General features: G+C 71.0%; 10 protein-coding genes. All 10 read left to right on the top strand.

The annotated features are described in order from the left end of the window. Positions 1-71 precede the first annotated feature (71 nt). The 10 genes from BK819_RS02615 (at position 72) to BK819_RS02570 (ending at position 12,462) form a co-directional block, all read left to right on the top strand. Complete coding sequence (locus BK819_RS02615) at positions 72-479, top strand: hypothetical protein (protein WP_071327731.1); 408 nt, start codon at positions 72-74, stop codon at positions 477-479. Continuing rightward, a complete protein-coding gene (locus BK819_RS02610) occupies positions 479-1,816 on the top strand; it encodes a S8 family serine peptidase (protein ID WP_083391626.1) in 1,338 nt (445 codons plus the stop codon). The genes BK819_RS02615 and BK819_RS02610 overlap by 1 nt, the downstream gene beginning before the upstream one ends. Further along, entirely contained in the window at positions 1,806-3,188 is a 1,383-nt protein-coding gene (locus BK819_RS16735; protein WP_071327729.1) for a hypothetical protein, read from the top strand. Before BK819_RS02610 ends, BK819_RS16735 begins: the two co-directional genes overlap by 11 nt. A gap of 122 nt (positions 3,189-3,310) precedes the next feature. Further along, positions 3,311-4,675: a hypothetical protein gene (locus BK819_RS02600; protein WP_071327728.1), complete on the top strand. Its 1,365-nt coding sequence runs from the start codon at positions 3,311-3,313 to the stop codon at positions 4,673-4,675. A 50-nt stretch (positions 4,676-4,725) separates the two neighbouring features. After that, positions 4,726-5,907 (top strand): FHA domain-containing protein, encoded by a 1,182-nt coding sequence (locus BK819_RS16730; RefSeq protein ID WP_071327727.1) that lies wholly within the window; start codon positions 4,726-4,728, stop codon positions 5,905-5,907. Then, the gene (gene eccCa, locus BK819_RS02590; RefSeq protein ID WP_071327726.1) at positions 5,904-9,878 is read left to right on the top strand and encodes a type VII secretion protein EccCa; all 3,975 of its coding nucleotides are present in this window, start codon (positions 5,904-5,906) and stop codon (positions 9,876-9,878) included. Before BK819_RS16730 ends, eccCa begins: the two co-directional genes overlap by 4 nt. A 19-nt stretch (positions 9,879-9,897) precedes the next feature. After that, positions 9,898-10,200, top strand: a complete 303-nt coding sequence (locus BK819_RS02585) for an SAV_915 family protein (protein WP_071327725.1) — start codon at positions 9,898-9,900, stop codon at positions 10,198-10,200. After that, positions 10,197-10,493, top strand: coding sequence for a hypothetical protein (locus BK819_RS02580; RefSeq protein ID WP_062635420.1), 297 nt, complete (start codon positions 10,197-10,199; stop codon positions 10,491-10,493). The genes BK819_RS02585 and BK819_RS02580 overlap by 4 nt, the downstream gene beginning before the upstream one ends. Then, a complete protein-coding gene (locus BK819_RS02575) occupies positions 10,493-11,704 on the top strand; it encodes a hypothetical protein (protein WP_025104634.1) in 1,212 nt (403 codons plus the stop codon). The genes BK819_RS02580 and BK819_RS02575 overlap by 1 nt, the downstream gene beginning before the upstream one ends. Beyond that, entirely contained in the window at positions 11,701-12,462 is a 762-nt protein-coding gene (locus BK819_RS02570) for a hypothetical protein (RefSeq protein WP_071327724.1), read from the top strand. The genes BK819_RS02575 and BK819_RS02570 overlap by 4 nt, the downstream gene beginning before the upstream one ends. Positions 12,463-12,487: the final 25 nt, after the last annotated feature.

Genomic DNA, 12,487 nt, shown 5'->3' with positions numbered 1-12,487 from the left:
GCTTTTCGGTGAGACGCCGGACGGTACAGCAGGCGTGACGGAATCGCCGGAGGAAGGAAGAGGGGGCGTCGATGAGCATCGCAGTCGACTTCGATGGAGTGTTCGCCGAGCTGAAGCGGCTTCTGCGCGAACTGCAGGAGTTTCCGAGCCCTGCAGAGGTGGCTGTCGCCGAAGGTGATGTGTCGAACACGACGCGTGAATTCCATCAGGCCGTCTCGGACGCCGCTAGAGAGATGGGAGCTGCGACCGAGCGGGCCCTTGAGAACCTGCAGAGTACGCATGACGCCATCCGGGCTGCTGTCCTCCAATTGGCCGAGCAGGATGCCGCCCTCGCGGATGAGACGAAGCTCATCGTGTCCCTCCTGGACTCCGCGGTCGAGCAGGCGGCGTCGTCGTCTCCGGTCGACGGCGGGTTGAGCGACGGCGTGAAGGTCGATGCTGGCGATTCCTCCACCGAGCCCCAGGACGCCGATTACTGATGCGGCGCGTGTACCGCGGGTTCGCCGCGACTGTCGGTATCACTGGGCTTGCGTTGGCTGTCCTGGCGCCGTCGGTTGCTGCCGCCGGAACGGCGGAATCCGGTTTGTGGTGGTTTGATCGGGGCAACATCCAGGCGGCTCACGATGCGGGTTTCGACGGATCCGGGGTGAAGGTGGCCGTGATCGACAGTCAGATCAACCCCGACGTGATCGGTCTTCGCGGCGCCGACGTGACAGTGCGAGAGCCGTCGTACTGTCTGGATCCCTCAGGAGCGCCGTATCCGGCGATCTCGACCGATTACGTCGCCGCGTCGCATGCGACGAGAGTGGCGTCGATGATCGTGGGGACGGGGGAGGCGCCGCCCGGGGGTGCCCCGGTGAAGGGCGTCGCGCCCGGGGTGGAGTTGCTGTTCTACACCGCGCCAGTCCTTGACGGCGTGGCGAACGAACGCGGCGAAGATGCCGAGTGTCTCCAGGAGGACGGCACCAGTTTCGACGAGGACGGTTGGGAAGGGCTGGATCACGCGATCTCGGATGCGGTGGCGGATGGGGCGGACATCATCTCCATTTCCTCGTTCGGTACCGACGCTTCGAAGGGCATCGCGGAGGCGTACGCCAACGACGTGGTGGTTGTCGCCGGCATGGGCAACGACGATGGCATCGACGTGTTGCCGGCCGCGTTGAACGGTGTGGTCGCTGTGCAGGCGTTCGGCGAGGACGGCAAGATCCAGAACGGGCAGTACGGGAAGCCCAATGTCAGCGACTACGTCGTCACGGCAGGACCGGGTATCGGTCTGTTGTTGCAGGGCGCGTCGGATTCGTGGGAGGCGCAGTCGCTCGGGTCCGGGACGTCGTACGCGACGCCGATCGTGGCGGGAATGCTGGCAGTCGTGAAGCAGAAGTACCCCGAAGCGTCGGCGGGACAGCTCATACAGAGCCTGATTCACAACACGGGCACGAAGGGCGAACACGACCCCGAGTGGAACTCCGGCACGGGATACGGCGCTGCGTCTCTCACCGGGATGCTGGCGGTGGATCCGACGAAGTATCCGGATGAGAATCCGATCTTCGATACTGATGATCCGAACGCCTCCCCGTCACTCGCGATGGTGAACGAGGTCAAGGCGGCACAGGATCGGGAGAATGCGACAGCGAGTCCACGACCCTCTTCCGCGCCCGGCGGGGCTGAGCAACCATCGGATGTGTCGGCGATGCCGTGGGTGATCGGCGGTGTCATCGTTGCCGTGCTGGTCGTGGGCGGCATCACTCTCGCGATCGTCTTGACACGATCATCACGTCGACGGACAACGGAACAAGGGGGCAACCATGGCCGGTAAGCAGAGCGGCGGGTACGAGGCGGAGCTGAATCGCATTCGAGCCCTGTCGGATTCGATCATCCCGAAGACGTCGGCGCTGATCCACGCGCTGGAGTCGCTGGACGGTGCGCTCGCGAAGGCCCGAAAGTCGGAATTCTGGACGGGGAGCTCGGCGGAAGCCGCTACGGCCGCTGTCGACGAGATCCGGGAGAAGTTCACCCGAATCCGGAACATCGTGACCGTGATCGATTCGGCCGTCGGCGAGGGCAACGAAGCACGGCGCACGGCGGCCTCAGCGGAACTTCCCTCAGCCGCAGTCGATCCGTTCTGGGCCAACGCAGCGAAGGGCGCTTCCTTCGTGGTCCACCCCGTGCTGGGACCGCTCGCCGCCGACAAGGCCTTGGACGTGATCGGAGACTTCCTCGGGAACCAGCGCGAGGAGGCGGCACGGAAGATCGTCGAGGCCGTCGAAAGGTCCCTGGTCCGCCCCACGAGGGATTTGAGCGCCGCGTCCAAAGAGCTCTCGGGCGTCGGCTTCGTTGAGTCCTCCGACGAGAGGATCGACGACGGGCCCACGGGTGGCCCAGAGATCGATGCCCCGAGGATCGGTTCCCCGGGAATCGGCGGCGTGCCGTCCGGCTCCGCCCCCGGTGTCGGCGGTACTCCGCCGCCCAGCGGCGGCATCGGCACCTATCAGCCGCCCGTTCCGACCCCTCCCGTGCACCCCACCTTCCCCACTCCGCCGACGAATCCGAGCGGACCGGGGATCGGATGGGACCCGGTCGTGCCGGGTGGCGAGGGCCCCGGGCTTCCCGGCGGGAAGGATCCTTCGATCGACTCTCCCGGCGGTGGTCTGCTTCCCGGCGGCCCTGGCGGCACGGGCGGCGGCGGCGGATACCCGACCAGTCCCGGGGGCTATGTCCCCGGCGGTGCGGGCGGCGGCGGCCTCGGCGGCATCGTGGGCGGTGGCGCCGGTGCGGCGGCGATCGCGGCGAGCTCGAAGATCGCCGGCTTCGGCAGCATGGGCGGACTCGGCGGTGCCGGCTTGGGGCCGGGCGCAGGCGCTGGGCTCAAGGCCGGTGGCGGTCTGCTCGGAAACTCCGCGGTCGGCGGCGTCGGCGGCGTCGGTGGAGCAGGAGGCCCTGGCGGTATGGCCGGTGCCGGCGGCGTCGGCGGGGCGGGTGCCTCGGGCACCGGGTCCTCCGGCGCGGCAGGTGCCGGTGGCCGACCCGGCATGGGCATGATGGGCGGCGCCGGTGGCGCCGACGAGGAGGAGAAGGCGAAGCGTTCGGGCCTCGGTGGTCCTATCGCGCCGAAGCTGGAGGACGACGAGGAAGCTGGCCCCCGCGCCAAGGGCGCTCGCGCCGGATCCCGCGACGAACCCACCGACTGAATGACGCCGCTCCGGTTCGAGAAGGCGCGGTACGAGGGTCGACGCGGGGGCATCGTGAACCCCGGGAACGCCGGAGGCGGTGCCCCGCAGCGAGAGTCGTGCGCAGTGGATAGGGTGCAGGTGTGTCAGTCGAGATCGTAGAGCGGCGTCGGATCGTCCTCCAGAGCGAAGACCGCCGCATCGACCTCTCCCTGCCGCTCGACGAGACGCTGGAGGACGCGCTCACTCTGAGCGGGATCCCCGACGCGGACCGGTTCGTCACGATCGGCCCCGGGGGATACGAGATCCCCGGCGACACCGAGTGCGAAGACCTCGTCGACGGCGGCCTCTACGCGCTCATCGACCGCACGGCTCTGGCTCCGCAGGCGCGCCCGGTGGAGAAGGCGACGGGCCCGACGCGCGTCGACCACGGCGCACGGTGGTGGCTGCTGGCCGTGAGCGGGATGCTGCTCGTGGCGGTCTTCGCCCAGGGCGCCGTCGACCCCCTGATCCGGCTGCTCGTCGCCCTCCTCGTCGCCGCGGGCGCGGTCGGTGGCGCCGTCGCGTGGGCGCGACGCGACTCCGCGGCGGGAGTGCGCGGCATCCTCGGGGTGCTCGCGCCCGTGCTGCTGTCGTTCGCTGCCGGCGCGCTCCTCATCCCGGCCGGGCTGGAGGACGCGTCGCACCTGTCGACTGCCACCGGGTTCCTCGCGGCCGGCATCACCACCGCGATCATCGCCGTCACGGCCAGGGCTCGGCCGATGCGCGCCGCGGCGGGGACGGCGACGGTGCTGCTCGTGGGCCTCGCCGCCGTCTGGGGCCTCGCCCTGCTGCTGCGGTGGGGGGAGGCGGAGGCCGCCGCCCTCTCGCTCGGCCTCGTGCCACTGGGCCTGCGTGCCCTCCCGAGCAGCCTCGTCAACCTGCCCGAGGGCTACTTCATCGACTACAAGCACTTCATGACCAGCCGGTGGACCGTGCGCGGGGCCATCCCCGACTCGGTCGGGCTGCTGCGTCCGGAGCGCATCACCGCGGTCGTCGACGAATCCTCCGCACGGCTCATCGCGGGCACCGCCGTGCTGAGCATCGTGGCCGCGGTGATGGCTCCGGTCGCGTTCCTGCGGCCCTGGCCCGACGACGCGTTCGTGGTCTCCGGCGGGATCGCCCTGCTCTGCTGCCTCGCGCTCGCCCTGCTGCTCACGCCGCGGCACACCACCTCGCGCCTCCTCCGGTGGTTCCCCCGTGCCGCGGCCGCGGTGGTCTGCCTCGTCGCCGGCATCCAGATCGCGGCGGCCCTCGGGAGCGGCTTCCATCTGCTGGGAGCGGCCATGCTGTTCCTCGTCGGGTTGGCGGCGGTCGCCGTCGTCATCCCGGTGTCCAAGGGCGCGAAGTCGCTGGTGTGGTCGCGGGTCGGAGACGCGTTCGAATGGCTCGCCGTCGCGCTCGCCCTGCCGTCGGCCCTGCTGTACGCGAATGCGCTCTCCCTGGTTCGTGGAATGATGGCCGGATGAGCGGGAACGGCCCATCACAGTCCTGGCCGAGCGGGGGTCCGATCCCGCCGATGGCGCCCGGCGGAGACCGTCCAGGGGAGATCCCCGCGCTGCCGCCCGCCCTGATCGCGGCGCCCCCGGGCGTCGACGGCACGCCGCTGCGCCAGACGCCCGCGCCGCCCACGCCGATCGCCTCGTCGCGACGTACACTCCCTCGCCCTGCCGAGGGACTCGGCCCCGCCTTCCGCGGAGCCCCCGCCGGCACCATCCAGCGGATCGCGGCCTTCACGCTCGACGCGGCCGCCGTGTTCCTCGCCTCCGCCCTCGTCCTCGTGTTGACGCAGAGCGTGCTGCTCGCCGGCCTCACCGTCTTCGAGCTCGCCCTGTTCCTCTGGGTGCTGGAAGCCCGGACCGGCCTCACTCTCGGCAACGCGGTGCTGCGCCTGCGCAGCGCCCGCGCCGACCGGCCGTGGTCGCCGGGGATCGGGCGCCAGTTCGTCCGCGGCATCATCACCGGCGCCGGCTTCCTCGTGGCCGTCGGCAGCTGGGTGGTCGTCGCCTCCAGCGCCTGGGATCGCGGCGGCAGACGGCAGTCCTGGGCCGACCGCGTCGCCGGCACCGTCGTGGTCGCCGTGCCCGCCAAGGCGGCCGTCGAGGCTCCGCCGACTCCCGCCGCGGTGGAGGCCGCTCCGCTCGCTCCGCCGCAGGTCGTGCCGCTGGTGGCGTCGCCGTCCGTCGTGGACGAGGACTCCCAGCCCACCGACGCCCGCGCGGCCTCCCGCCGCACCGAGACCCCGGAACCGGCGACACCCGGATCGGATCGGCCGCTCTTCACCGTCGCCCCCGCCCCGGCGCCGCAGACGGGTGCCGAGGCTCCCGCGCCGGAGACCGGGGCGCTGCTGCTCATCTTCGACACCGGCCAGCGGGTGCAGCTCGCCCTCCCCGTGGCCGCGAACCTCGGGCGCGGCCCCGTCGCCAGCGCCCACGACGACCGTCTCATCATCGTCACCGACCCCGACGCGTCGGTCTCGAAGACCCATCTGCGCATCGAGCACTCCCGCGGCCGCACCTGGGTGACCGACTTCGGTTCCACGAACGGCTCCGACGTCCGCAGCGACGACGGCCAGACGACCGAGCTGGTCGCCGGCGAGCGCGTGCTGCTCGACGACGCCGACCGTGTCCGCATGGGCAACCGCAGCTTCACCATCAGCCTCCTGCTAGGTACAGACAGCAGCGCCGGAGAGAGAGCATGACAGGACCCCGTCTCGCCCCGCCCCGCGTCCCCTCCGGGAGGCTCCCGGTCCAGGCCCCGCCGGAGCTGCAGCCGAACGACGGCGGCATCGGGATCCTCGGGTCGCTGCTGCCGATGCTCGGCAGCGTCGGCGCGATCGTCATGGTCACCATGTCGAACCAGTCCGTCACGGGTCTGCTCACAGGCGGCATGTTCCTGCTGTCCTCGCTCGGCTTCGTCGCCGTCAACGGCTGGCGGCAACGCTCCCAGCGGCAGGCGGCCACGCTCGGTGCCCGCCGCGAGTACCTGGCGTACCTCACCGAGCTGCGGCAGACCGTCCGCGTCGCCGCCCGCCAGCAGCGCCGCTCCGCGAACTGGCACCTGCCGGCGCCGTCGACCCTGCCGTACCTCGCGGAGGAGCGCACCCGCGTCTGGGAGCGCGGCGTGAACGACCCCGACTTCCTGTCGGTCCGGGTGGGCGTCACCGATCAGCCGCTGTGCGTCACGCTCGAAGCCCCAGAGCTCCCGCCGCTGGCGCAGCTCGACCCGGTCGCCGCCTCGGCCGCGCACCGCTTCATGCTGACGCACGAGGTCCAGAAGAACCTCCCGCTCGGGGTCACCCTCCGCGACTACGCCCGGATCGAGATCACCGGTGATGAGGACGAGACCAGGGCGCTGGCCAGGGCCATGCTGCTGCACGCGGCCACCATGCACGACCCGGACGTGCTGCAGATCGTCATCGCCGCGGACGCCGGCGTGCTCCCGCAGTGGGAGTGGGCGAAGTGGCTGCCGCACACGCACTCGCGCACCGTCCGCGACGGCCTCGGTGCCGCCCGCATGATCGGCTCGCAGCTGTCCGAGCTCGAGGACATGCTGCCGCCCGAGGTGCGCGAGCGCTCGCGCTTCGCCCGCGACGGCTCCGGACCGAAGACGCCGCACATCGTCATCGTCACGGACGGCGCCACGACGTCGTTCAACGACGCGCTCGTCACCGGCGACGGCGTCCAGGGTGTGACCGTGATCGACCTGCCCGCTCGGTGGGGCGATCTCGACGACCCGAACGCCCTGCGCATCGCGTTTGAGACCGGTGGTGCCGGCACGCGCGCCGAGCTCGTCAGCCTGCAGGTGCCCGCACGGCCGTTCGAGGCCGATGCGATCACCATCGTCGAGGCGGAGGCGACCGCCCGTCGGCTCATCGCCCTGTACTCGGGCGGCACCGCGATCGCGAGCAAGAAGAGCGCGACCGGCCAGGCCGAGCTCGTCGAGCTCCTCGGTCTTCCCGATGTGCGCGACCTCGACCTCGACGCCGCGTGGGCACCGCGACTGGAGCGCGACCGGCTCCGCGTGCCGATCGGCCAGACCGAGGACGGCAGCCCGCTCATCCTCGACATCAAGGAATCGGCGCAGCAGGGTATGGGCCCGCACGGCCTCATCATCGGTGCCACCGGCTCGGGGAAGTCGGAGGTGCTCCGCACACTCGTGCTCGCGCTCGCGATGACCCACTCGCCGGAGCAGCTCAACTTCGTGCTCGTCGACTTCAAGGGTGGCGCGACGTTCGCCGGCATGGCCGACATGCCGCACGTCTCGGCCATCATCACGAACCTCGGCGAGGAGATCTCCCTCGTCGACCGCATGCAGGACGCGCTCCAGGGCGAGATGGTGCGCCGACAGGAGCTGCTGCGGGCCACCGGTCCGTTCGCGAACGTGGCCGACTACGAGAAGGCGCGTCGCGGCGGACGCACCGACCTGGCGCCGCTGCCCGCCCTGCTCATCGTCGCCGACGAGTTCTCCGAGCTCCTTTCGGCCAAGCCGGAGTTCGTCGACACGTTCGTCAACATCGGCCGGCTCGGCCGCTCGCTGCAGGTGCACCTGCTGCTGTCCTCCCAGCGGCTGGAGGAGGGCAAGCTGCGCGGCCTCGACACGCACCTCTCCTACCGCATCGGTCTTCGGACGTTCTCGGCGGCCGAGTCCCGCACGGTCCTCGGCGTGCCGGACGCCTATCACCTGCCCACGCAGCCGGGCGCCGGCATCCTGAAGTCCGACACCGAGACGATGACCCAGTTCCGCGCCGCGTACGTGTCCGGACCACCGCCGCGTCGTCGTCGTCGGGCCTCGTCCGGCTCCGGCCAGAGCACGGGTTCGACCGCGGTCGAGCTGTTCACCGCCGCGCCGGTGTGGCGGGCGGAGGCGCCGGTGGACGAGCCGGAGGTCGTGGTCGACGCCGAGCCGGAGGAGAAGCGCAACACCTTCGAGATCGCGGTCGAGTCCATGAAGGGACGCGGCCCCGCGGCGCATCAGGTGTGGCTGCCGCCGCTGGTGACACCGGCCACCCTCGACCAGCTCTTCGGCGACCTCGTCGAGGACCCGTCGCTCGGTCTCGTCTCCCCGCGCTGGCGGAAGGCGGGAGCGCTCACGGTCCCGCTCGGCATCGTCGACGTGCCGCTGGAGCAGCGCCGCGAGAACCTCGCGGTCTCCCTCGGCGGCGCGGCCGGCCACATGGCGATCGTCGGAGCGCCGCTGAGCGGCAAGAGCACGCTCGCGCGGACGACGGTGGCCGCCCTGGCTCTCACGCACACGCCCCAGGAGGTGCAGTTCTTCGTCATCGACTTCGGCGGCGGCAGTTTCACCGGCCTGCAGGACTTCACGCACATCAGCGGCGTCGCGACCCGCTCCGAGCCGGACGTGGTCCGCCGCACGGTGGCCGAGGTCACCAGCCTGCTGAACGCCCGCGAGGTGTACTTCCGGCAGCACGGCATCGACTCGATCGACGCGTATCGCCAGCGCCGCGCGCAGGGCCTCACCGACGACGGCTACGGCGACATCTTCCTCATCGTCGACGGCTGGGGCACGCTGCGCGCCGAGTTCGAGATGCTCGAGCCGCAGATCCAGGCGATCGCCGCGCGCGGTCTCACCTACGGCGTCCACGTGGTCATCACCGCGGCGCGGTGGATGGAGATCCGGGCGAACATCAAAGACCTCATCGGCACCCGCATCGAGCTGCGCCTGGGCGACCCGACCGACTCCGAGGTCAACCGCAAAGCCGCGGAGAACGTCACGGCTATCCCTGGCCGCGGCCTCAACGACCGCGGCTTGCAGATGCTCACGGCGCTGCCCCGCGTCGATGGGGTGGACGACGCGTCGAGCCTCGCCGACGGGATCGACGACCTCGTGGCTCGCGTCGCGGCGGCGTGGCACGGACCGGCAGGGCCCAAGCTGCGGCTGCTGCCCTCGCGCATCAGCCATGCCGACCTGCGCGCCGTGGCGGCCGCGCAGTCGCCGGACGGCACGGAGCCCCGCGAACTGCTGCTGGGCATCGACGAGGCGAACCTCGCCCCGTTCTCGATCGATCCGGTCGCCGAACCGCTGCTGTACCTGTACGGCGACGCGGACTCCGGCAAGTCGTCCATGCTCCGCGGCGTCGTGCACGAGATCACGCGCCTGTACGGGCCGACCGAGGCCAAGATCTTCGTCGTCGACTACCGTCGTGCCCTGCTGGGCGAGATCCCGCAGGAGTACCTCGGCGCGTACCTCACCTCGCACGAGATGACCGAGGGCGGGATGAGCGAGCTCGCGCAGTTCTTCCGGAGCCGCATCCCCGGACCGGACGTCACGCCCGACCAGCTCCGCAGCCGGTCGTGGTGGAAGGGCGCGGAAGGGTTCGTCCTCATCGACGACTACGACCTCGTGGCGACCTCGCAGGGCAACCCGGTCGCGGTCCTCGCGCCGCTGCTCGCGCAGGCGGCCGATCTCGGTCTCCACGTGATCCTCACCCGCCGCACCGGCGGGGCGAGCCGCGCCGCGTACGATCCGATCATCCAGCGCATGACCGACCTGGGCGCGACCGGCATCCTGCTCTCGGGCAGCCCCGAGGAGGGCCAGCTCATCGGCAAGGTGAAGGCCGTTCCCGCGATCCCCGGCCGTGCGCAGATCGTCAGCCGCGATCGGGGCCTTGTCTCCGCGCAGCTGCTGTGGGTGCCGCCGAGCTACGAGTGACAATCGAGGAGAGACCGAGATGACCTTCGAACCGATGCCGGCCGCAGCGCCGATGGTCCCACCCGTGCTGTACCTGCCCCTGAGCGTGACGTCGACGCCGGAGGAGCAGCTCGTCGAGATCCGGGAGCTGAAGGACGGGCGGCGCGCACTGCTCGCCTATACCGCCCTCGACCGGCTCCTGGACCTCGCCGGCGAGCGGCAGCCCTGGGTCCTGGTGCGCACCGAGGACCTCGGTCAGATCAAGGAGGCGCAGCCCTACGACGTCGTGATCTTCGACCTCGACGTGCCCGCGTCCTACCGCCGGAACGGAGCCATCGCATGAGCCGCATCGCGATGGACCCGGAGGTGATGGCCGTCCATGCGGACATGCACGAGGAGGCGGTCGAGCTCATCGAGACGAAGCTCTCCGGCATTCCGACGGCCGTCGACGGCGGACTCGCCTCCGACACGGTCGCCGCCATCATGCAGCGGGTGGGGGAGGGCGTCGATGCCCTCTACCGGATCAACGGCACCCTGGGGGAGATCGTCCGCGCCATCGCCGACGACGCGGAGACGAACGAGCAGGACGTGATCGACCAGCTCGACCCGGTCGCGGCCATCGTCGAGGACCTCTGATGACGATCGACACGACCACGTACGGCGACGCCGACCAGGTGCAGGCGGCCGCGGACTGGCTCGACCCCGACCTGAAGGACGCCGCAGACGTCTCCTCCAACGTCACGACCTTCATCCCCACCGGCGTGCGCGGGCACTGGTACGGCGAGTCGGCGGACGACTACGTCACGATCCTCTCGCGCACGACCGACGCCGCGAAGGAGATCAAGGACCTCGCCCGGGACGCCGCCGAGAAGCTCCGGTCGTATGCCGGGCAGCTGCGGCGCATGAAGGAGGACTTCGCGACGCACCGCGACAATGCGCGGGCGGCGGGGCTCCCGGTCAACGGCATGATCATCGGCCGGCCGGTGTCCCTGATCCCGGTGTGCCCCACCTCGCGGGACGACCCCTACTGGGACGAATGGCAGGAACACCTCGACCGGATCGAGCTGTACAACGAGATCGCCGCCGACGTCGGCTCCTGGTGGGGCGAGCTCGAGGTCTGGATCAGCGAGAACCTCGACGGCTTCCTCGGGACCATGCCGAGCCAGTCCACGGCGGACAAGATCCTGTCCGGTCTGCGGGAGGCGAGCGGCGAGGTCCCGAAGATCTACCTCGAGGGCCAGGGCCTGGCGTGGGCGGAGACGGCGGCCGAGCTCACCTCCCACGCGGAAGATCTGCGTCTCGGAGCATCGGACTTCGTTCGCGAGCTGCGCTCCGGCAACCCTGCCGTCAAGGCCGCTGCCGAGGCCGCCAACCCCACCGGCATGCGGTGGGCGGCGGACGAGGCCGAGGATCTGGCCCGCGGACTCTCACGCGCGAGTCGGGCGGTGCCGTTCATCGGCTGGGGCGTCGACGCCTGGAACCTGGGCTCGGCGATGTCGTCGGGCGACGACCCCTCGTCCACCGCGGTGGAGATCATCGGCGGTGCGGCGGGTGGCGCGGCTGCGGCCGCCGGGGTCGCCGCGCTCGCGGCGGCCGGTGTCGTCACGCTCCCCGTCTGGGGTACGGCGGTGGTCGTCGGCGGGGCCGCGGTGGCGGTCGGTGCCGGTGCGGTGTGGGCGTACGAGAACTGGGTCCCGCAGGACGTCCGGGAGTCGATCGACGCCGGCATGGCAGATGCATGGGACGCCACGACGGACTTCGCGGAGGACGCCTGGGAGAACACGACCGACTTCGTGGGCGACGCCGGGCACAACATCGGCAAGGCGTGGAAGGGACTGTTCGGGTGACAGGTCAGCAGCAGTCGACGTCTCCGGAGACGATCTGGGTACCGGGTCATCCGGGGTGGCAGGGGCAGCAGCGCGCGACCACGGCGCTCACCGTGTTCGGCGTCGTGTTCGCCATCGTGGTCCTGCTGTTCAGCCTGATCCTGTTCGCCGATCCGGCTCCGGCGATGAAGGCCCTGGCGATCGGCGTGCTCGCGGCCGTCGCCGTGGGCGTCTGGCTGATGGTGGCGCACGCCCGTGTCTCCCGGGTCCGAGTCGTCCGGCCGGTCGTCGACGGTCCGGCGATCGCGTTCGGCGCCGCCGCGGGGATCGTCTGGCCGTTGCGCGCCCTCGCGCCCGTGGGAGCCCTGCTTCTCGCGGCGTGGGCATGGAGCATCTTCACAGTGCCCGCAGATCGACTGCCGCTCCTCACCCTGCTCCTCCTTCCCGTGGTCGCGCTGATCATGACGGTCGCCGGCATCAGGTCGTGGTTCCGGGCTCCCTCCGCCCATCGCCTGACGCTGCGCCCGGACGGGTTGCAGCTCCGAATCCCGCGCAACAACGCGGCCGTGGAATGGGACGAGGTCGTCGGGGCCGCTCTGGAGAGCAACCGCGTGGTGCTGCGGACGGCGACCGCGCCGCCGTCCTCGTGGGCGGCGGCCGACCTTGCCAGCGACCCAGTGCTCCTGGCCGAGCTCGTCACCTTCTACGCGAACCATCCCGACGCCCGTGCCGAGATCGGCGCGGGCACGCTCGCCCGTCTGCGGTCCGGGGAGTTCTAGGAAGACCTTTCCGTACACGCGAGGG

Origin of the sequence: Microbacterium sp. LCT-H2 (genome assembly GCF_001866135.1) — a bacterium.
In the GTDB taxonomy this organism is placed as follows: Bacteria; Actinomycetota; Actinomycetes; order Actinomycetales; family Microbacteriaceae; genus Microbacterium.
Note: the sequence above shows the minus strand (reverse complement) of the source record. Positions and strands in the feature narration are given on the sequence as shown.